Genomic DNA, 22,397 nt, shown 5'->3' with positions numbered 1-22,397 from the left:
GCACATAACTTATTATAGTGACTTACTTGGAATATGTCAATACATTTTTATATAAATATTGAAAAATTATATATTTTAATTTAGTATATAGTTATTAATTGTAAGCAAATTACATAGAGGAGGTACTAAACGTGAGAGGAAGTACTATTGTTATGATTGTAGCTAGTATAGGTTTTATACTTATCGGCTTAGTAATTTTAAGTAGTAAAAAAATTAGAAAGTTAATGTCAGAGGTTCAAATTTATACTGATACTAACAAATTCATTTCATTTAATGGAAAGTTTAATATTATAGTTGGGTTAGCTGGACTTTTATTAGGTGGTCTAGATTATATGTTTGAAGAACAGTCTAAATACATAGTTGTAATATTTATAATAGTAATGGTAACAGCATCTTTACTTCAAAATAAATTAGGGAAAAAGTATAAAAAGTACTAGTTAAAAAAGACATCATTTAGTGGTGTCTTTTACTATTTAATATGATATGATAGAGAATAAAATAATTTTTGTAGAAGGTTATCAAAAAGGATAAAATATTAAGAAAAAATTAAGAAATTTTAAACGGAAATTAATACTAATATAAGGCTAATCTAAGAATTCGATATCTCTAAAGCAAGTGTTTATTAGGGATAAGGGGGAATTTGGGTTTTAGCAACTATTGTAAAAAATATAAATACATAGGCCTATAGTATACATTTACATTACCTAAATACCACGCTTTTAAAAAATTTACCATTGTCCAAGCTTTCCATAAGTGTTATAATGAAAACATATCACGTAGGAGAGGGGGATGGTCCAAGGACCAGGATACGTATGAGAAAAAGAATTTTATCAGCAGTTATTGCCGGAGTTTTAGTATTAACTTCAGGAGTGCCGGCCTTTGCAACACCAAACCAGGAAGTTACGGAAAGTCAAAAGAAATATGAAGAAATAACTAAGAAGATTAATGACATTCAAGGTGAAATATACAAATTAAATATGGAAATAGATCCACTTGTTGAAAAGGTGGAAAATAATAAAAAAGAGATGCAAGATATAAAAGAGGAAATTGAAAACACTACAAAAGAAATCGATGCATCAAAGGTTGAAATCGGAGAAAGAGAAGAGATTTTAGGAAAAAGATTAAGAGAACTATATAAGTCAGGTGGACAAAGTAGTTACTTATCAATTGTCTTTAGTGCAGAAAGCTTTAGCGATTTCATATCTAAATTAGATTCTACAACTAGATTAGTTAATATTGATAAGAAGGTTGTAAAAGATTTATTGGACAAGCAAGAAAAGATGAATAATAAGATTTCGTCATTAGAAGAAAAAAATGATGAAATAGTTAAAGTAAATGATGAAACTCAAAAGGCTTTACAAGAATTTGAAGTTAAAAAGAAGGAACAAGAAGTTCTAATTAATACTGCTAAAGAAGAGCAAACTAAGTTTGATGCTGAATTCTTATCAATTGCAGAGAGAAAGATAGTAGATCACCAATTAACGGTATTAACTTCATCAAATTCAATTAATGAGATTCAAAGTGCTATTGATCAATTAAGAAGCGTTAGAGATAATCAGCTTAAGAGTCCTACTGTAATTGAAGAAGTAAATAATGCTATTGAAGCTGCTAAAGTAAGAATTTCTGATTTAGAAGCTAAGGCTGAAGCAGAAGCTAAGGCTCAAGCAGAAGCTAATAAACCAAGTATACCAAATAGAGGGGATAATGCTACTGTAAGTGGATCAGCTTCAGGTATAGTTAGTTATGCATATAACTTCTTAGGTACTCCTTATGTATATGGAGCAACTGGTCCAGATACATTTGACTGTTCTGGATTTACAAGCTATGTTTATAGAAATGCAGCAGGAATTGAAATTACAAGAACTACTTATTCACAAATTGGACAAGGTAGAGCTGTATCACAAGGTGAATTACAACCAGGTGACTTAGTATTCACATATGGTGGAGATCATGTTGGTATTTATGTAGGTGGCGGAAGTTATATTCATGCTCCTCAACCAGGAGATAGAGTAAAAGTATCACCAGTTACTTCATTCTACGCAGCTAGAAGAATAATAGAATAATTAATAGTTTAGCAAGTAAAACTCCGGTCTAAAATGGCCGGAGTTTATTTAAGTTAAATTCTGTTAATTGTAAATTAATATTCCTTAGGTTATAATTTAGAAAAAAGAAAATAAAGGATGATAAGATGGAAAATACAGTACAACTATTAGAAGATGAATCAATAGATGATCTACAGTTGAAGGGACTTCATTTAATTCAAAAGAAGAGCGGATTTAGATTTGGAGTAGATGCAGTACTTTTATCTGATTTTGCTAATATTAAAAAGAAACATAGAGTTATAGATATATGTACGGGAACAGGAATAGTACCTTTTTTAGTTTATGGTAAATATGAGCCTAATCAAGTAGTTGGATTAGAAATTCAAGAAGATATGGTTGAAATGGCAAAAAGAAGCGTTAAGTATAATAATCTTCAAGAAAAAATTAAATTTAAGTGTGGAGATTTAAAAGATAAAAAGTTATTAGATACTTTAGGTAAATTTGATGTACTTACTGTAAATCCACCATATAAATTGAATAATGCAGGGATTTTAAATCCTAATGATAAATTAGCTATAGCTAGACATGAAATTATGTGTAGGCTAGAAGACGTTATAATAGCTTCTAGAAGGCTTCTTAAGGACAATGGACGTATGTATATAGTACATAGGCCAGAAAGGCTAATAGACATATTTGAGCTTATGAGAAAGTATAATATAGAGCCAAAGAGAGTGAAGATGATTCAACCTAACCCTAAAAAGGCACCTAATATAGTACTTGTAGAAGGGCAACGAGATGGGGGAGCATTTTTAAAGTGGGATGCACCTTTATATGTATATAATGAAGATGGAACTTATAGTAAAGAATTAAATGAGATATATGGAAGAGAGGGATAAAAGTGTCAGTAGGAAAGTTATATTTAGTACCAACACCTATAGGAAATTTAAAGGATATAACACTTAGGGCGTTAGAAGTCTTAGAAAATGCGGATATTATTGCAGCAGAAGATACGAGACAAAGTTTAAAGCTTTTAAATCACTTTAACATAAAGAAGAGTTTATTTAGTTATCATCAACATAATGAGCAAGGCAAAAGTGAAGATATAATAAATAAACTAGAAGAAGGTTTAAATGTTGCTTTGGTAACAGATGCAGGAACACCTGGTATTTCAGATCCAGGAAGTGTTGTTGTATTAAAATGTATTGAGCGTGGAATAGATTTTGAAGTTTTACCTGGAGCTACAGCAATAACTACAGCTTTGGTATATTCAGGGATAGATACAACAAAGTTTGTTTTTAGAGGGTTTTTACCAAGAGAAAACAAAGAAAGAAAACCAGTAATAGAAGAACTTCTAAATGTAAAAGACACATTAATATTTTATGAAGCACCACATAGACTTTTAGAAACTTTGACATATTTAAAAGATAATTTAGGAGATAGAAAAATAGCAATATGTAGAGAATTAACAAAACTACATGAAGAAATATATAGAGGCACAATAACAGAAGGGATAGAACACTTTGTTGCTAATAAGCCTAGAGGTGAATTTGTCTTAGTTATAGAAGGAAAATCAGAAGAAGAATTAAAAGCAGAAAGAGACTCTTTATGGATAGACTTAACGGTAGAAGAACATATTTTAAAGGTTATGGAATCCGGAATAGATAAAAAAGAGGCTATAAAAAGAGTTGCAAAGGAAAGAGGAGTACCTAAAAAAGAAATATATAAGTATTCTATGAATATATAATAAAACACCCCTATTAGTTAATTTTACTAATGGGGGTGTTTACTTAAGAACTTTAAAGTAAAGTGGTATGTACGAATAAAAAGATTATTTCTTTAATTCAGCTAAACACTTTTCGCAAATGTTCTTACCTTTGTAGTTAACTACGTCTCTAGCATCGCCACAGAAGATACAAGCTGGTTCATATTTCTTTAATATAATTTGTTCACCATCTACGTATATTTCTAAAGCATCCTTTTCAGCGATATCTAATGTTCTTCTTAATTCTATAGGAATAACGATTCTTCCTAATTCGTCTACTCTTCTTACAACTCCAGTTGATTTCATAATATTTCCTCCTTAAAACAAGTTTCGACATCTTGTAACTTAATATTACTAAATATGTAATTAAAAGTCAATATTAAAATGATAAATTTATTTAAAATTTACAAATTTTTTATATGCGAAACTTTATAAGTAAAATATACTACCATAAATTAGAAATGTCAATAGGTTTATTAGAAAATTTCCAAAAAATACATAGTCTTGTTAAGTGGCTTGTCCTCTAGCTTTATAAGTAAAATAAATAAGCAAATTGATTAAAAATTAAAAAATCGGCTTACAAAACAAGAAAAAAATGTAAAAATAATATTATGTAGTAATAGAAAAGTTTATGTCGAAAATATAAAAAGTTATTAAGTAATAAAGAATATGATATAAATAAAGGGGATTTAGGCGTATTGTAATGCACTTATATAGATAAACTATAGTAAAGTTGAAATGTGTAGTAAAATAAAATAGGCAAAATTAACTTGTAATAAGTTTATAGGTACTATATAATAAATTTTAAAGAGATATTATATATATAATATTAAACGTGTGAGAGGTGGATAGATAATGGTAAAAAAAATTGATACTAATTATATAACAGATTTGGCAGAAGAAATGTCAACTAATAGTATGGTTTCTTATGATGATCTACCAAAGTATGACCTCTTTCTATCCCAAGTTATAGATTTTTTAAATGATAAATTTACAGAAGATAAATACACTAATAACATAGTACAAAATTACATAAAAAGTGAAGTTATAACTAAACCAGAGGATGGTAAAAAAAGAGGATATACAAAGATTCATTTAGTTCAATTAGTTCTTTTGAGTTATATGAGGCCAGTATTAACTACAGAAGAAATAAAAAAAGTGTTTAGTCTTGCATTTAATGAAATAAATGATAGATCTGATGACATAATATCATGGGAAAGAGCATATAAAATATTTGCAGAGACACAAAGTGAAAGTTTTAAAGACTTTTTAGCTACACCAGCTGTAGATGAACAAAAATTAAATGAGATAATTTCTGAATTAGACTTAAATGAAAAAGACGAAAATAGCATTAGAACCTTCGTAATAGTAATGTCTTTAATAGCACAAGCAAGTGCAATTAAAAAGCTGGTTCAAAAAATAGTGAATGAATATCATTCAGAGTAATTTCAAAATAGCACAGAGTATTCTGTGTTATTTTTTTTATTTAAATAGAGATACATTAGTATATTGGCTATAATAGTAGTATATATGTAAGAAAGATAAGGAATGCTATGGAAAATAAAATTGTAATTAGAGAATCAGTTAGAGGGATAATTGAATATATTTTAAGAGCAGGTCATTTAGATGATAGATATACAGGTAAAAGTAGAGCTTTAGAGGGGACATTAGCACATCAAAGATTACAAGCTAGTAATGAAAAGATATATTCTAATTATGAAAAGGAAGTAAGATTAGAATATACTTTTGCTATAGAAGATGCTTTATTAAAAGTAGATGGTAGAGCTGATGGGATAATAATAGAAGATAATAGGATAATAATAGAAGAAATTAAGTCAACTATGAAAAATTTATCTTTGATAGATGAAGATTATAATGAATTGCATTGGGCACAAGCAAAGTTTTATTCATATATATATTTAGTTGAAAATAATTTAAGTAATATCTTTATTAGATTAAGTTATTATAATATAGAAACAAATGAAGTAAAAAGTTTTGATAAAGAATTTAATATAGAAGAACTAACTAGTTTTATAGATTATATAGTTAAAGAATATAGTAGGTGGATTAAAATTAGTAGTAAACTTCAAGTATTAAGAAATGATTCAATTAATAAACTTGATTTTCCTTTTGAAACCTATAGGAAAGGTCAAAGAGATTTAGCAGTTAATTGTTACAATACAATAAGAGAAAAGAGCGTTTTATTTGCACAAGCTCCTACAGGAATAGGAAAGACTATATCAACGATATTTCCAGCTGTGAAGGCATTAGGAAGCGGAATGGGTAGGAGAATAATATATCTAACAGCAAAGACTATAACAAGAACTGTAGCAGAAGAGGCCTTTAATAAACTAGAAGATAAAGGGTTAAATTTTAGAAATATAACTTTAACATCTAAGGAGAAAATATGCTTTCAAGAAAAAGTAACATGCAATCCTGATGAATGTAGATATGCAGTTAATTATTTTACTAAAGTAAATGACATTATATTTGAGATGTTATCAAATGAAAAAAGATTTACTAGAGAGATAATAGAAAAGTATGCCAAAAAGTATGAGGTATGTCCTTTTGAATTATCATTAGATTTAAGTTCATGGTGTGATGGAATAATATGTGATTATAATTATGCATTTGATCCTAGAGTTAGATTAAAGAGATTTTTTGAAGAGGATTTAAAAAGCAATATATTATTAGTAGATGAAGGACATAACTTAGTTAATAGAGCTAGAGATATGTTTAGTGCAGAACTATATAAAAGTAATATTCTTAATGTAAGTAAGTTAATAAAAGGTATAGCACCTACATTATATAAGGCTTTATCTTCAATAAATAAAGAGTTCATAAAAATAAGAAAACAAGTTCAAGAAATGGAACAGGATAACATATATCAAAAAGAAGAGTTTAAGAACCTATATAAGCTGCTTAGGATAGCTTTGAAAGAGGGAGACGAATATTTAGTCAAAGCAGTAGGAACAAAAGGGTATAATGACGTATTAGAGCTTTATTTCGATATGAGAAGCTTTGTTTCAATTTCAGAGTTATATTCTAATGAGTATGTTACTATAGTAGAATTAGATAAAAGCGAAGTAAAAGTAAAGTTATTTTGCGTAAATCCTTCTAAGAACTTAGCTTCCATAGTAAGAGGAAGTTATTCAACAATAATATTTTCAGCTACTTTAACGCCACTAAATTACTATATAGATTTATTAGGTGGCAATGAAAAAAGTTATAGAATGAAATTACCATCACCTTTTAAAATAGAAAATTTTAAAACCTATGGTTATCCATTAAATATGAGATATAGTATGAGAGAAAAAAACATAGATAATGTATGTAAGTTAATTAAAAAATTCATTAGTGAATATAGTGGAAATTATATGGTTTTTTTACCATCATACTCTTATTTGAATAAAGTGTATTCAAGATATGTAGAGCTTTATCAAGAGGAAGATATTTTCTGCCAAGGAGATACTTTGTCGGAAGAAGATAGAGATGCTTTTATTAACAAGTTTAGGGAAAATAAAAATATAACAGCTTTTTGCGTTGTAGGTGGAATATTTTCTGAAGGTATAGACTTACCTGGTGATATGCTTATAGGTAGTGTAGTTGTTGGAGTTGGATTTCCTAGAATATCTAAAGAAGGGGATATAATAAAGGATTATTATGACGATAAGGGCTTTGATTATGCATACGTATATCCAGGAATAAATAAAGTGCTACAAGCTGCTGGAAGAGTAATTAGAACTGAAGAAGATAAGGGGAGACTTTTACTTATAGATGATAGGTATTTTAGCTTAAAATATAGAACGTTATTGCCAAAAGAGTGGAAAATAGAAAAGTTTAAATAGATATAAGAAAATAAAAAGAGATTATCTATACATTAAAATATAATAATTTTAAAATGTAGGTAATCTCTTTAAATATTTAATTTAGTTTATTGATACAGTATAGCTTGCCTCAAAACTTTCATTAACATTTAGCTTTTCTATACCAATCTTATCTTTTAATTCACCATTGAAATCAGCAAAATCAGAAAGACCATACCATGGTTCTATACATACAAAAGGAGCCCCTGTTGCTTTAGTCCATAAAGCCATATAAGGGAAGCCTGTAAAGTCCATAGATACATATCTATCATGATTTTTAGATTTTAATGTTATTACTGTTGATTTTAAATCATCAAATACTAAAGCATCAGATTTAAATATATCAAGACTTAAAGGAAGTATATTAGTATCTTTTAAGTAATCTTTCTTTTCGTGTATAAAGTAGCCTGTATTACCTAATTGCATAATCTTTGAATTTTCTATTTTATTAAATTCAAAATAATAATCATCCAAGTTTTCATTATTCTTTATAGGACACATAAAGGCTGGATGAGCACCTATTGAGAAATAAATTGTATCATTATCAACATTATCAACAGTATAAGTTGTAATAACACCATTATCAACAAGTGTATAAGTAATCTTTAAAGAGAACTTATAAGGATAAACCTTTAAAGTATCTTCAGACCAAGTAAGTTCAAAAACTATATGATTATCATCCTTTTCAATCATATTAAATTCACGAGTTCTTGCAAGGCCGTGTTGAGGAAGTTCGAAAGTTTCACCATTAACTCTATATTTATTATCTTTAACTTTACCTACTATAGGAAATAATACAGGAGAATGATATTTCCAATACTTTTCATCTCCAGTCCATAAAAATTCGGTATTATCTTTTTTGCTTGTAATAGAGTTTAATTCTCCACCAAATGTACTAGCTGTAATTTTAATAGAGTTATTTTCTAAAGTATAAATCATATTCAACACCCTTTCATAGAAAAATAGTTTCAAATAATATAAATTATACTATAGGAAATTTATTAAATAAAGTAAAGGTTTTATATGTAAAATTTTCCTGGAAAAATAGATAAAATAGTGAAAAAGATATAAAATAGAAAATGATAGTACAAAAAATAAAATATAATAATTATAATATATTTTATTTGATATATAATAATAAAGAATATAAATAAATAAAGATGGGTGATTTAATGAAAAATGAAGAGCCTGGGAAAAAAGATCTACTGTAGATTTTTTAATATACTTTATTGTTAAGGTAAAAAATGATGACATATTTGCATTAGCATCACAATTGGCATATTATTTAATCTTATCATTTTTCCCATTTTTAATCTTTTTAATGACGTTAATAGGATTTAGTAGTCTAAATTCTATGGAGGTATTAGATGGATTAAGGAGTATATTACCATCAAGTGTATTTGATCTTGTGTCTAAGATTGTTATTGAGGTAGTTGATACTCAATATACAGGTTTGTTAGGAGCATCCATAGCCATCACAATATGGTCAGCTTCATCTGGGTTTAGAGCTGTAATTAAAGGTATAAATAAAGCTTATAATATAGAAGAAGATAGATCTTTTGTAAAACGAGTTATAGTAGCAATATTTTTTACATTTACATTAGCACTTATAATAATTTTAACATTAGCTATGTTAGTATTTGGAGATGTAATAGGAAACTATTTAATATCAGTACTACCATTTAAAGATCTTATAGTAACATTGTGGAATTTAACTCGATATGGAATAGTAATATTTATGATGGTTTGGATATTTGCAGGTATATATAGGTACACTCCAGCCATTAAGAGAAAATGGAGAGAAGTGATACCAGGAGCTATAATAAGTACATTAGGCTGGATTGGAGTTTCATTAGGATTTTCATACTATATAAATAATGTAGCAAATTATTCGAGGTTTTATGGAAGTCTAGGAGCTGTATTTGTATTAATGACTTGGTTATATATTACTTCTATGATATTAATACTAGGTGCGGAAATAAATTCTGTATTAGCAATGAGAAAAAGACAATGGGAAATAGAATAAAGATTAAAAAATTAACATAAGGGTAGAAGCAAAGCTTCTACCCTTATATATTTAGAAAATTTTGTGGAGTTTCATATAATAAGTTAATTATTATATATTATTTACTATACCCATCTTTATGATTTTTATGCCAATTCCACGCAGTTTCTATAATATTTTCAAGTGAGTTATATTTTGGTTTCCAATTTAATTCTTCAGTAGCTTTTTCAGAAGAAGCTATTAACACAGCAGGGTCACCAGCTCTTCTTGGAGCAACCTCAGCAGGGATTGGGTGTCCAGTCACCTTTCTAGCTATTTCAACTACTTCTTTAACAGAGAAACCAGCACCATTACCAAGATTATAAATAGCACTTTCTCCACCATTCATTAATCTTTTTAATGCTAATGAATGAGCAGAAGCTAAATCAGAAACATGTATGTAATCTCTTACGCAAGTACCATCAGCAGTTGCATAATCATCTCCATACATCATTATTTTATCTCTCTTACCAAGTGCAACACTTAATATAATTGGAATAAGGTGACTTTCAGGAGAGTGATCTTCTCCAATTTTTCCACTGATATGTGCACCAGCAGCGTTAAAGTATCTTAAAGCTGTATATTTAATTCCATAAGCATGATCTGCCCATCTTAAAATCTTTTCAACTAATAATTTAGATTCACCATATGCATTTGTAGGAACTGTTTTACTATTTTCTAAAATAGGAATTTCCTCAGGTTCTCCATAAGTTGCTGCTGTTGAAGAGAATACAATATATTTAACATTATAATCTCTCATAGCTTCTAACAATGAAATTGTACCGTATACATTATTATTAAAATATTTTAAAGGTTCAGTCATACTTTCACCAACTAAAGAATCTGCAGCGAAATCTATAACTGCTTCAATTTTATTTTCAGTAAAAACCTTATCTAGTACTTTTCTGTCCCTTAAATCTCCCACATATAATTTACCACCTAATAAAGCGTCTCTATGACCCTTTGCAAGATTATCTAGTACCACTACTTCCTGTCCGTTTTCTAAAAGTTCGGCTACCATATGACTACCTATATAACCTGCACCGCCACAAACTAAAATTGCCATTCTCATACCTCCTAAATAAAACTTATCACTTAATTATAATATACTTTTGTCTATTTGAATAGAAAAATAAGAAGTGGATATAATCAAAGATAAAATATTCAGGAGGTATAAAAAATGAACAAAATAGTATTATTAGGAAAATTAATAAGAGACCCTGAACTTAAGACATTAGAGAATGGAGAAAAGGTATTCACTAGATTCATAATAGCAGTAGATAGAAATTTCAAATCACAAGATGGAACAAGAAAGTCAGACTTAATTCCAGTTACATTTTGGGGAAGAAAAGCAGAAGTAGTATGTAAGTATATGAAAAAAGGTAGTTATATAACTTTAAGTGGAAGATTAAGAACTGGAAGTTATGAAGATAAAGATGGAAATAAAAATATATAGCAGAGGTAGTGGCAGAAGATTTTAAATTTGTAGGAAATAGAAAGTGGGAAAGAGAAGATACTTCAGAAGAAGAAGTTCTTTAAAAAATATCAAAAAAGGGGTATAAGAATTATCCTATACTCCTTTTTACTATTTACTAAAATATTATTCCTTTAGATAAAACAGCAGTTTTTGTTTCACCTTTTTGTATTCCAAGAATTATTTTAACAGAAGATGATATATCTCCTATAAGTATTCCACCAACAAGCTTATTATCTTTAAAGAATAAACTTGTATAAGTATTATTGACTTTATTTATAGAACTTACCTTTTCTAATGTTTCATCATTAAAATCTACAGTTCCAGCAGAGAAAATTTCTGTTTCCATAGCAACAAATACTGTAGAAGAAACAAATCTTTGGAATTCTATTTTATCAAGAGCTGCGTTACAACCAGCTACTTTTCCCATTTCTATAGCAGCAGGCCAATTAGCATAATAGCAACCATCATATTCAGCAACATCACCACAGGCAAATACATCTGATATATTTGTTTCCATATGATTATTTACAAGTACACCTCTATTACATTTAACACCTATAGATTCAGCTAAAGCTGTATTAGCTCTTACACCAACAGAATAGATGATCATATCACAATTTAAAGTTTTACCACTCTTTAATATGATAGATTCAACTCCATTTTCATTTGCTAATATATAATCTATAGATTCACCAAGTAAAACATCAACAGAAGTGTTGTTTACTATATTATTAAACACCTTAGAGCCATCATTATCTAACTGTCTAGGAAGAATTCTTTCAGATAATTCAATAACCTTAACATGAATGTTTTGTTTTTGAATTTCCCAAGCAGCCTCTAAGCCTAAAAGTCCACCACCAACTATAACTACATTTTTTGTAGAAGGTAATTCAGATTTTATTATTTCTACATCTTTAAGCGTTTTTATAGTATGAATTCCATTTACTTTATTAAAGTTAAATGAATTTATCTCTATTTCAGATGAATCACTTAATTTAACTTTTGTATTAGGAATAAAGTTATAACTTCCGTTAGCTAAAATAAGTTTATCATAAGAAATTTCCTTATCATTGTTTAGTTTAATAGTTTTAGAATCTTTATTTATACTATCTACATTCACACCAAGAAGTTCATTTATGTTATTTTCTTTATACCAATTTGATGCAACAAGATAGAATTGATCATCACTATCTTCAGATATTAAATCAGAAAGTTGAGTTCTTATATATGAATGCTCAGATTCATTAGATATAAGAGTTATAATACCCTTAGCATTTCTTTCTCTTATAGCTCTTGCAGCATAGAAACCAGCAGCCCCATTACCTATAATTACGTAATTTTCTTCTCTATCTATAGAAGGAATAGATTGTGGTCTTTCTACTTCTATAAATTGATCACTACCAGCTCCACATACAGGACAAATTTCAGGAACAACTTCTGCTTCAAAAATTTCTCCACATATTACACATTTCCATAGCTTAAGTTCACCATCTCCAGAAATTTCTTTTATATCAGATTTATTATCTACATAAGGAGTAAATTCTTTATTACCTAAAAGAGTTTCACCAAAGCCTACTCCAAAATCAAAAGCTTCTTGAAGTTCTGAATCACTTGCTTTAAAGTTTATTTTTAAACTTGGACCATAGATTTTTAAATTTAATTCCTTAAATCTAGTTTCCATTCTAGGAATAGCTTCACCACTCCAACCATAAGATCCAAAAGCAGCAGCAAGTTTTCCACCATGAACAACAGGGTTTAATTTTGAAAGTATATCACGGATAGGTTCTAGTAATTCACCTACTATTGTAGGAGAACCGCATAATAAACCATCTGATTCGCCAATACTTCCTATAATATCTCCCATTTCACTATAAGTAACATTAAATAATCTAACCTCGATATTACCACAAGATTCTATACCCCTAGCTATCTTTTGAGCTATTTGTTCAGTATAGCCATAAGCGGATACATAAGGAATAGTAACTATTTTTTTACCATCAGCTCTTTTTGGAATTGGTGTACTCCATTCTTTATAAGTTTCCACTATTTTCATAGGATTTTCAACAAGTACAGGCCCGTGTCCTGGACAAATCATATCTATTTTTAAATCTTTAATTTTATCTATTGCTTTTAGTACATAAGGCTTATATGGACCAAAAATACAGTCATAATAATATTTTAATGCATCCATATAATGCTCTTCATTTTCAATTTTACTATTAATTATAGAAGGAGAAGAATAATGTGAACCAAAAGAGTCACAAGTAACTAATACTTCATCTTCTTGAATATAAGTATAAATTGAATCAGGCCAATGCAGGAATGGGGCTGAAATAAATTGTAATGTTTTATTTCCTAAGCTTAGAGTATCACCATCTCCAACAGTAATATATTCAAATTCAGTATTAGTAATTTTCTTTAAGAATTTAATAGCTATTGAAGAACCTACAACCTTTGCATTAGGAGAAAGTTCTAATATCTTAGCTACTGACCCCGCATGATCTGGTTCGGTATGATCAACTACTATATAATCTATCTTTTTAGTATCAACACCTAAATCGTTTAATCTAGAAATATATTCTTCAAAAAATTCTACTTTAACAGTTTCAAAAATAGCTGTTTTTTCACTACCTTTAACAACATATGAATTATAAGTAGTTCCATATGGAGTGTACATGATAATATCAAATATTCTTAAATTAGGATCTAAAGCACCCACCCAGTGGATATCCTTTTTTAGTTCTAAGGATTTCATAAATTGCACCTACCTTGTAATTAATATTAATTAATAACGATTATTTCAATATAATTATATGACTAATTATTGACAATATCAATGGAAGAATAAGTAAAATAACAAAAGTTTTTAATATTTCATCACTCTTAAAGTATGTACAATTTATCGACTTTTATTTATTATTCGACAACAAAAGAGTAAAACCAGAGTAATAAAATTACAAATATGTGATATTATGTCATAAAAAAGTTGAAAGAGAAAAAAATATGTAGGAAAATAGAAAAACATTTTAACTAACTTGGAAACAATGTTTGACATAGTTTTGAGATTAGGTGTGATATTGTTTATTTGTGAGTTATTAAATTCTCACTAAATAGGGTTATTAAGGGGGAAAGGATATGAATATTGTTGATAGCTTATTGAGTGTTAGAACAGAAGATAATAGAGAACATAAATATTTTTATAGGTTGTTTAGTAGTTCTTTTAGAGGAAATCAAGCATTTGGTATTGAAGTGGAAAGACAAGTCGTTGAAGATGGACAAGTAATTAACATTGAAAGAGATGATATTAGTCTTATATCAAATGATAAACAAAAAGTTAGTAAACTTTTAGACTTACTTTATAAGAATCAAGTTTCACCAATACATTTAGTAGATGTGTTGGGAGAATATGTAGATGAATATGTTTATGATTTTGACAGAGTATTAGAACTTCAAGGAGTAATTTAAAGAATAAGCTAGAGTTTTACAATATTGGTAAATTGTAAATTATTCTTATAATCATATATAATTAAAAATGTATCGGGAATAATAAAAATATTTTATTTAATAGTAAGGTAGTTTTAGAGGTGATTAGATGATTATAGGGGTAGGGACAGACATTATTGAAATAGCTAGAATTGAAAAAGCTATAAATAACACTAATGGTTTTGTAGAAAAATTATTTACAAAAAAAGAATTAGAGCTTTTTAAGAGCAAAAATATGAGAGCGGAAGTTATAGCGGGGAATTTTGCGGCAAAGGAAGCTATAAGCAAAGCCATTGGAACAGGAGTAAGGAGTTTTTCACTTAAGGATATTGAAGTGTTGAGGGACGAGCTTGGGAAACCAATAGCTACTTTAAATGAAAATATAATAAAAATATTAAAAGTGAGCTCTTTCAAATTAAATATATCTATATCTCATAACAATACATCAGCAATTGCTTTTGCTATATTGGAGGATATGTAAAATGTATATATTACCAGTTAATAAATGCAAGGAATTAGATAAATATACTATAGATAATATAGGGATTCCAAGTATAGTGTTAATGGAAAATGCAGCTCATGAAGTAGCAAATAGAATTAAAGGAAAAGCTGAAAATTTTCTTGTAATTTGTGGGGGAGGAAACAATGGTGGTGACGGATTAGCAATAGCAAGAAAGTTAATTTTACAAGAAAAGTCTGTTAAAGTAATTATAGTTAATGAAAAAAATAAATATACTGATGATTTTAATACTAATTTAAGAATATTAAAAGAAATGAAATGTTCTCTAGAGTATATACAAAATAATGAAAAGATTAATATGTTACAAAATATGTTAAATAAATGCGACATTGTTGTGGATTGTATTTTTGGTGTGGGACTTAATAGAAATCTTAATGATTTTTATATAAATATAATTAGAACAATAAACAATTGTAAAGCTTTTAAGATATCTGTAGATGTGCCATCAGGAATTAATGCTGATACAGGAATTTCTATGGGAAATGCAGTAAAAGCTGATATTACATACACGTTTGAAGTTATTAAGAAGGGATTTATTGAGTATAGAGCTTTAGAATATTTAGGGGAATTAGAGATAATTTCCATAGGGATACCAAAGGCTGTTAAAGATATGCATAATGTAAAAATAGTAACCCTAGATAAAAAAGATTATTCATACATGTTAAATAAAAGGAATTTATACGGACACAAGGGATCATATGGAAAGGCTGTTATAATTGCTGGGGCTAGAGGGTACACTGGTGCTGCGTATATAACTACAGAAGCTTGTTTAAAAACTGGAGCTGGGTTAACAACTTTAATTTCTTCAAGATATGTTCAAGATATTTTAAGCACTAAGTTAGTAGAAGCGATGACAATAGATATTAATGATGAAATGGAAATAGAAAATATCTTGAATAATTCCAATGCTATTGCCTTTGGACCAGGACTTAAAGGTGAAGAAAAAGCAAAGGAACTATTAGAAAAAGTTATTTATGAAACTCAAAAACCGATAGTTATAGATGCCGAAGGAATAAATATAATAGCAGAAAACAAAAACTTACTAGAGCCTTTAAAAGAAAGGGCAATTTTTACTACTCACCCAGGAGAAATGGCTAGATTAGTAGGTAAATCAATTAAGGAAATAGAAAGTAATAGAATAGAGATAGCCAAAGAGTATGCAAAAGCAAATAATATAATTTTATTATTAAAGGGATATAATACTATAATTACAGATGGGAATTTTGTTTTTGTAAATACTACAGGGAATAGTAAAATGGCATCTGGTGGAATGGGGGATTGTTTAACTGGAATTATAATATCTTTAATAGTTCAAAAACATTCTATGTTAAACTCAACTTTATTAGGAGCATATATCCATGGATTAGCAGGAGAAATAGCTTCAAAAAATCAATATTCTACTACAGCAACTGAAGTTATAGATAAAATTCCAAAAGTTATGGAGAGCATTTTAGAAATAGATTAGTAAAAGATAGAATAAAATCCTTATGAAGATAATATTAGTAGTAAAGAAGACTGATAACTTTAGGAGGATTTATGAAAAAAAAGATATTACTAACACTTTTATTATGTGTGCCATTTATATCTATTATTTTAGTTATAATATTTAGATTAACAGCAGAACCATCTAATGAGGAAATAATACAAAAATTAAGGGATACGCCCTATTACACTACGAGAATTGAGTATACCGTAAAAAATACTCGTGGAGAAGAGAGCGAAGAAACCGTATTGTATTATAGCAAGGATAAGGGTGCTAGAATAGATTTTGGTCAAGATAGAGTAAAGATATATAAAGATGGAAATGTAACAGTAAAAGACAATATATCTAATAAAGAATATACAATGGAAGAAGATATGGATAAGCTTCATACCATTGCTCTAATGACTAACTTGTTATCTTTTCCTATGGAAGAAGGAAGTATTGAAGAGGGACAAGAAGAATGGGGAGATACTCAATATATAGCTTTTACATCTGAATTATTTTTTGAAAATGATCATTTAGATAAAATTAAAGTATATGTAGATAAGAATGAAAAGGTTCCTCTTGGGGCTGTTATTTATGATAAAGATGGAAAAGATAGAGTAAGAGTAATTTATAAAGATTTTGAAAAATTAAAAGAAATGGATGATTCAATTTTATAGCATAAAAATTTAGAAAAAATATATAAGCAATGAGAAGGCGATAAACATAAGACAAGTTATAAGGGTGAAATTTAAAAAAGATAAAATTAATTTAAAGCTAATTCTTATATTAAAAGCAATGACGCACTATTTAAGAAAGTTACTAGAAGTTTAGTACATAAGTTACTTAGGTAAAATGATAGATTTAAAGGGTGTCTATTAGTGAAAAAAAGACAGAAAAATATAAAATTTAGAATATATTTGAAAAGATAGTAAAACATATATTTTGACATTATGACATAATTTGTAATATAATTTATTCATACATAGATTTTTACTACCTGGAGGCGGATTATGTCAAAAAATGTTAAAAGCCTAAATTTTATAATAAATGTTAGAAAAATTAAAAAAATAGGAAATATATTAGATCAAAAGTAATAGAATATAATAAAAAACAATATGAAGTGGAATTTCTACAATTAATGAAAAACGGCTATGAAGAAATGGCTGAAATTAATTTAGAGCTTTCACAACTTCCTTTCGAGTGCGAACTTGCAAATATTAATGAGTACGAGAAGTGGCTTTGTGGAGTGTGATATTTTCTAATGACGACTATGGTAGTAAAAAGAGGGGATATTTTTTATGCGGATTTAAGCCCTGTTATCGGTTCAGAACAAGGGGGAATTAGACCGGTTATAGTAGTTCAAAATGATATTGGTAATAAATATAGTCCTACAGTTATAGTAGCAGCTATAACTTCACAAATAAATAAGGCTAAACTACCAACACATGTTGAAATTTCATCAGAAGAGTATGGATTAAATAGGGATTCCGTTGTTCTCTTAGAACAAATTAGAACTTTAGATAAAAAAAGACTTAAAGAAAAAATAGGTCATATGACTGATGGAGATATGAAGAAAGTAAATAAATCATTACTTATTAGTTTAAGTCTGACATAGATAAAAAAGAATATTGTATTTTAAAAAGAGACTTTATTTTGAAAAGTCTCTTTTATTTTTTATTTATAAAAATATTTTCGTAAAATTTACAGAAAAAATCGCAATAGTATATACTATATAGAACTTAATTTATTTTTGAATTGGTTAATATTCTAAACAAATAAAAAGAGTACACTATATTCGCGAATATGATGCAAAATACACCTAATAGTATATACAAAATAAAAAAGCTATGATAAAATAATTTTAGTAAAAAGGGGACAATATATATTTAACTAGATATGATAAATATTTCAGGAGGATAAATATGAATAAGAATATTTCAGAATTGAAGTCAATAGCTCAATTAATACGTGGAGATATAGTAACAATGTTAACAGAATCATCTTCAGGTCATCCAGGTGGGTCGTTATCATCAGCAGATATAGTAACAGCATTGTTTTTTGGGGAAATGAACATAGACGTAAAGAATCCTAGTGATGAAAACAGAGATAGATTTGTATTATCAAAAGGACATGCGGCACCAGTTTTATATAGCGCTTTAGCAAGAAGGGGTTATTTTGAAGTAGAGGAGCTTAAGACATTAAGAAAATTTGGATCAAGGCTTCAAGGACATCCAAGTATGAAATGTTTACCAGGAATAGATATGTCCACTGGATCATTAGGTCAAGGTATATCAGCAGCAACAGGTATGGCTTTAGCTGGTAAAATTGATAATAAATCATATAGAGTATATACTCTTTTAGGCGATGGAGAATTAGAAGAAGGGCAAGTTTGGGAAGCTTCTATGGCAGCAGCTCATTATAAATTAGATAATTTAACTGCTTTTATAGATTTTAATGGGTTACAAATTGATGGGAATGTTAAGGATGTTATGAATCCATCACCAATAGATAAGAAATTCGAAGCCTTTGGTTGGAATACTATTGTAATTGACGGTCATAACATGGAAGAGATATTAAAAGCTATAGAAAGTGCAAAGCAGTGCAAGGAAATGCCAACGGCAATAATTTGTAAAACCATCAAAGGTAAAGGTGTTTCATTTATGGAAAACCAAGCAGCGTGGCATGGAACAGCTCCAACTAAGGAACAATGTAGTCAGGCGTTAGCTGAAATCGGAGGTAGTAGATAATGAGTAAAAAGATTGCAACACGAGAAGCTTATGGAAAGGCTTTAGCTAATTTAGCTAATACTAATAAAAATGTAGTAGTTCTAGATGCAGACCTTTCAAAATCTACAAAAACAGCAGATTTTAAGGCTGTATGTTCTGAAAGATTTTTTAACATGGGAATTGCAGAAGCCAATATGATGGGAGTAGCAGCAGGGCTTTCAACTTGTGGGAAAATACCATTTGTAAGTACTTTTGCAATGTTTGCAGCAGGAAGAGCTTTTGAGCAAATAAGAAATTCCATTTGTTACCCAAAACTAAATGTTAAAATTTGTGCTACACATGCTGGATTAACAGTAGGAGAAGATGGTGCATCACATCAAGCTATAGAAGATTTAGCTATAATGAGAAGTATTCCTAATATGACAGTAATATGCCCAGCTGATGCTGTAGAAACAGAAGCAGCAATTAAAGCTATAGCAGAATATAATGGACCTTGCTATGTAAGATTAGGAAGAGCTCCTGTTAATATTATAAATGATGCAGAAACATACGAATTTAAAATAGGAAAAGGTGTTAAGTTATCAGAGGGTAATGATGTAACTATAGTTGCAACAGGAATAATGGTTGATTTAGCATTAGAAGCAAAAGAAGAACTTTTAAAAGAAAATATAAATGCAAGAGTAATTAATATACATACTTTAAAACCTATAGATAGTGAAATTCTAATAAATGCAGCAAGGGAAACAGCTGCAATTGTTACAGTAGAAGAACATAATATAGTTGCTGGACTTGGATCAGCAGTTTTAGAAGCAATTTCAGAAGAGTGTGCTGTACCTGTATTTAGAATTGGTGTTAAAGATGTGTTTGGAGAAAGTGGAAAACCTAATGAATTATTAGAAGCTTATGGATTAACAACTAAAGAAATAGTTGAAAAAGCTAAAAAGGCTATTAATTCAAAAAGTAAATAATAAATTATATAAGTGAAAACTACTAACAATTTAAAATAGCTATATTTACCACCAAGTCGCAGTGAAAAATCTGCGACTTTATTAATTTGTAAGATATAAAATAGAAAAAAACAGGTATTTTATGGTATTATTAAAATTGTTAAAATAATTGGATAAAAAATAATACTATGAGGGAAGATAAAACAAAAAACTTCCTTTAAATTTTAGAAATGGAGGGATTTTATGAAAGGTAAATTAAGAGAATTTTTAATAATTACATTGGGAGTATTATTAATTGCTATTTCTTTGGAATATTTCTTTATACCAAATAAGATAGCAGCAGGTGGATTAACAGGTTTAGCTATTGTCATTAATCATTACATTCCTTTTATATCTACAGGACCTTTAGTACTAATAATGGATTTAATACTTTATGCAGTAGGTTTTATGTTTTTAGGAAGAAATTTTGGGGTTAAAACTATATATGCTAGTTTAAGTTTATCTCTTATTATGTCATTCATAGAAACCTTTCTAAACCCACAAGCTATTACAAATGATTTAATAATAGCAACTATTTTTGGAACTATTATAACAGCATTAGGTATGTCTTTAGTATTTCATATGGATGCAGGTACTGGAGGAACAGATACTATTGCTAAAATATTAAATAAGTTTTTTCATATAGATATAGGAAAATCCTTGCTTATGGTAGATTTTATAGTTACTTCATTAGGAGCTATAACTTTTGGTATAAATATAGGTTTATATGCATTGCTTGCTGTAATAATAAATGGAATCGCTATAGATAATGTTATAGCAGGATTTCATATGTGTAAGGAAGTTACAATTATAAGTAGAGAAAATGAAAAAATCGGACAGTATATTATGAATGAATTAGATAGAGGCTGTACTTTCTTAAAAGGAGTTGGTGGGTTCTCTGGTAAAGATACAGCGGTACTTTATACAGTTTTAGAAAGAAAAGAGTTTATAAAATTAAAACAATACATATCAGAAATAGATAAAAAAGCCTTTATTACGGTTGGAGAAGTTCATGAAGTTATGGGCGAAGGCTTTAAAGAAATATAAGCAATATTAGAATTACTTAAAAGGGGGATTATTTAAATGGAAAAAACAAAAGAGTATTTGTTATCAACTTTAGGAGTAGCGATAGTAGCCTTTAGTTTAGAGTATTTCTTTTTTCCTAATGGGATTGCAGCAGGAGGAGTATCAGGTATAGCATTAGCGCTAAATGAAATATTTAAAATAGAACCGAGTATATTAACATTTATTTTTAACATTATACTATTTTCTATGGCATTCTTATTAATTGATAAGTCCTTTGGGACAAAAAGTATATATGCAACTATAATGCTATCAGTATTTATGTGGCTAGCTGAAAGATACTTAGAACCAGTAGCTATAACTGAAAATCTATTTTTAGCAAGTATATTTGGGTCAGCTTGTATATCTATTGGAACAGCTATAGTTTTTCATCAAGGAGCTTCTACCGGAGGAACAAGCATTATTGCTAAAATAATAAATAAGTATTTAGGAATACCTATAGGACAAGGATTGCTTTTATCAGACTGTACAGTAACTCTTTTAGCTATTTATGTATTTGGTGTAGAAAAAGGTTTATTTGGTTTACTAAGTGCAATACTAATAGGTAGTTTAGTAGATAAGGTTATAGATGGATTCAATCCTGTTAAACAGGTATTTGTAGTAACTCAAAAGGAAAAATTAATAGTTGACTTTATAATGAATGATATAGATAGAGGATGTACGATTTTAACTGGAAAAGGTGGTTATACTAAAGTTGATACAACTATGATTTATACAGTATTAACTTCTAAGCAATTTATAATGCTAAAGAAGTTTATAAAAGAAAATAATCCAGAAGCCTTTGTAACTGTAAATGAATCTACAGAAGCATTAGGAAAGGGTTTTACTGATTATTAATTTTTTTGTAAGAATTTTGGTGTAAAATGGAGGGAAATCGCAATATAAGTAGTATAAAAGCATAAAAAATATTTTTCATAGAGAATTGTTATGCTATAATAAC

General features: G+C 28.5%; 20 protein-coding genes and 1 pseudogene. 17 read left to right on the top strand and 4 right to left on the bottom strand.

The window, feature by feature from the left end; genetic code table 11:
• Positions 1 to 131 precede the first annotated feature (131 nt).
• From BTM21_RS12640 to rsmI, 4 genes are all read left to right on the top strand, one after another.
• Entirely contained in the window at positions 132 to 437 is a 306-nt protein-coding gene (locus BTM21_RS12640) for a hypothetical protein (RefSeq protein WP_021874645.1), read from the top strand.
• 375 nt (positions 438 to 812) lie between these two features.
• The gene (locus tag BTM21_RS12635) at positions 813 to 2,063 is read left to right on the top strand and encodes a C40 family peptidase (protein WP_021874644.1); all 1,251 of its coding nucleotides are present in this window, start codon (positions 813 to 815) and stop codon (positions 2,061 to 2,063) included.
• Positions 2,064 to 2,188: 125 nt separating this feature from the next.
• Positions 2,189 to 2,938 (top strand): tRNA1(Val) (adenine(37)-N6)-methyltransferase, encoded by a 750-nt coding sequence (locus BTM21_RS12630; RefSeq protein WP_021874643.1) that lies wholly within the window; start codon positions 2,189 to 2,191, stop codon positions 2,936 to 2,938.
• Positions 2,939 to 2,940: 2 nt separating this feature from the next.
• Complete coding sequence (gene rsmI, locus BTM21_RS12625) at positions 2,941 to 3,786, top strand: 16S rRNA (cytidine(1402)-2'-O)-methyltransferase (protein ID WP_021874642.1); 846 nt, start codon at positions 2,941 to 2,943, stop codon at positions 3,784 to 3,786.
• 84 nt (positions 3,787 to 3,870) lie between these two features.
• Here rsmI and BTM21_RS12620 read toward each other — a convergent pair whose 3' ends face one another.
• On the bottom strand, positions 3,871 to 4,110 hold the full coding sequence (locus BTM21_RS12620; RefSeq protein ID WP_021874641.1) for an AbrB/MazE/SpoVT family DNA-binding domain-containing protein: 240 nt from the start codon (positions 4,108 to 4,110) through the stop codon (positions 3,871 to 3,873).
• 549 nt (positions 4,111 to 4,659) lie between these two features.
• On the opposite strand from BTM21_RS12620, the gene BTM21_RS12615 reads away from it, so the two are divergent.
• Together BTM21_RS12615 and BTM21_RS12610 are read left to right on the top strand one after the other, a co-directional pair.
• Positions 4,660 to 5,250, top strand: a complete 591-nt coding sequence (locus BTM21_RS12615) for a DUF1836 domain-containing protein (RefSeq protein ID WP_021874640.1) — start codon at positions 4,660 to 4,662, stop codon at positions 5,248 to 5,250.
• A 107-nt stretch (positions 5,251 to 5,357) separates the two neighbouring features.
• Positions 5,358 to 7,652 (top strand): ATP-dependent DNA helicase, encoded by a 2,295-nt coding sequence (locus BTM21_RS12610; RefSeq protein WP_021874639.1) that lies wholly within the window; start codon positions 5,358 to 5,360, stop codon positions 7,650 to 7,652.
• 81 nt (positions 7,653 to 7,733) lie between these two features.
• Here BTM21_RS12610 and BTM21_RS12605 read toward each other — a convergent pair whose 3' ends face one another.
• Positions 7,734 to 8,609: an aldose 1-epimerase family protein gene (locus BTM21_RS12605; protein ID WP_021874638.1), complete on the bottom strand. Its 876-nt coding sequence runs from the start codon at positions 8,607 to 8,609 to the stop codon at positions 7,734 to 7,736.
• Between the two features lie 280 nt (positions 8,610 to 8,889).
• Between BTM21_RS12605 and BTM21_RS12600 the strand changes: the two genes are divergently transcribed.
• A complete protein-coding gene (locus BTM21_RS12600; protein WP_096145453.1) occupies positions 8,890 to 9,696 on the top strand; it encodes a YihY/virulence factor BrkB family protein in 807 nt (268 codons plus the stop codon).
• 97 nt (positions 9,697 to 9,793) lie between these two features.
• Here BTM21_RS12600 and galE read toward each other — a convergent pair whose 3' ends face one another.
• Positions 9,794 to 10,780, bottom strand: a complete 987-nt coding sequence (gene galE / locus BTM21_RS12595) for a UDP-glucose 4-epimerase GalE (RefSeq protein ID WP_079481700.1) — start codon at positions 10,778 to 10,780, stop codon at positions 9,794 to 9,796.
• Between the two features lie 114 nt (positions 10,781 to 10,894).
• Here galE and BTM21_RS12590 point away from each other — a divergent pair.
• Positions 10,895 to 11,253 (top strand): annotated as a pseudogene (locus tag BTM21_RS12590) (single-stranded DNA-binding protein).
• A gap of 53 nt (positions 11,254 to 11,306) precedes the next feature.
• On the opposite strand, the gene BTM21_RS12585 reads toward BTM21_RS12590, so the two are convergent.
• Entirely contained in the window at positions 11,307 to 13,946 is a 2,640-nt protein-coding gene (locus BTM21_RS12585) for an FAD-dependent oxidoreductase (protein WP_021874634.1), read from the bottom strand.
• A gap of 380 nt (positions 13,947 to 14,326) precedes the next feature.
• Here BTM21_RS12585 and BTM21_RS12580 point away from each other — a divergent pair, with 380 nt between their 5' ends.
• The 9 genes from BTM21_RS12580 (at position 14,327) to BTM21_RS12535 (ending at position 22,294) form a co-directional block, all read left to right on the top strand.
• On the top strand, positions 14,327 to 14,656 hold the full coding sequence (locus BTM21_RS12580; RefSeq protein WP_079481699.1) for a DUF6514 family protein: 330 nt from the start codon (positions 14,327 to 14,329) through the stop codon (positions 14,654 to 14,656).
• Positions 14,657 to 14,783: 127 nt separating this feature from the next.
• Positions 14,784 to 15,155 carry a holo-ACP synthase gene (acpS, locus tag BTM21_RS12575; protein ID WP_021874632.1) on the top strand — a complete coding sequence of 124 codons (372 nt, stop codon included), beginning with the start codon at positions 14,784 to 14,786 and terminating at the stop codon, positions 15,153 to 15,155.
• 1 nt (position 15,156) lies between these two features.
• On the top strand, positions 15,157 to 16,659 hold the full coding sequence (locus BTM21_RS12570) for a bifunctional ADP-dependent NAD(P)H-hydrate dehydratase/NAD(P)H-hydrate epimerase (protein WP_021874631.1): 1,503 nt from the start codon (positions 15,157 to 15,159) through the stop codon (positions 16,657 to 16,659).
• A 71-nt stretch (positions 16,660 to 16,730) separates the two neighbouring features.
• Positions 16,731 to 17,339, top strand: a complete 609-nt coding sequence (locus BTM21_RS12565; RefSeq protein ID WP_079481697.1) for a germination lipoprotein GerS-related protein — start codon at positions 16,731 to 16,733, stop codon at positions 17,337 to 17,339.
• Between the two features lie 584 nt (positions 17,340 to 17,923).
• Positions 17,924 to 18,277, top strand: coding sequence for a type II toxin-antitoxin system PemK/MazF family toxin (locus BTM21_RS12555; RefSeq protein WP_079481694.1), 354 nt, complete (start codon positions 17,924 to 17,926; stop codon positions 18,275 to 18,277).
• Positions 18,278 to 18,584: 307 nt separating this feature from the next.
• On the top strand, positions 18,585 to 19,409 hold the full coding sequence (locus BTM21_RS12550; RefSeq protein WP_021874627.1) for a transketolase: 825 nt from the start codon (positions 18,585 to 18,587) through the stop codon (positions 19,407 to 19,409).
• Positions 19,409 to 20,356 (top strand): transketolase family protein, encoded by a 948-nt coding sequence (locus BTM21_RS12545; protein ID WP_021874626.1) that lies wholly within the window; start codon positions 19,409 to 19,411, stop codon positions 20,354 to 20,356. The genes BTM21_RS12550 and BTM21_RS12545 overlap by 1 nt, the downstream gene beginning before the upstream one ends.
• A 222-nt stretch (positions 20,357 to 20,578) precedes the next feature.
• Positions 20,579 to 21,421, top strand: a complete 843-nt coding sequence (locus BTM21_RS12540; protein WP_021874625.1) for a YitT family protein — start codon at positions 20,579 to 20,581, stop codon at positions 21,419 to 21,421.
• 36 nt (positions 21,422 to 21,457) lie between these two features.
• Positions 21,458 to 22,294, top strand: a complete 837-nt coding sequence (locus tag BTM21_RS12535; protein WP_021874624.1) for a YitT family protein — start codon at positions 21,458 to 21,460, stop codon at positions 22,292 to 22,294.
• The last annotated feature ends 103 nt before the right edge of the window (positions 22,295 to 22,397 follow it).

The sequence above is a fragment of the Clostridium chauvoei genome, assembly GCF_002327185.1.
Lineage (GTDB): Bacteria > Bacillota > Clostridia > Clostridiales > Clostridiaceae > Clostridium > Clostridium chauvoei.
Note: the sequence above shows the minus strand (reverse complement) of the source record. Positions and strands in the feature narration are given on the sequence as shown.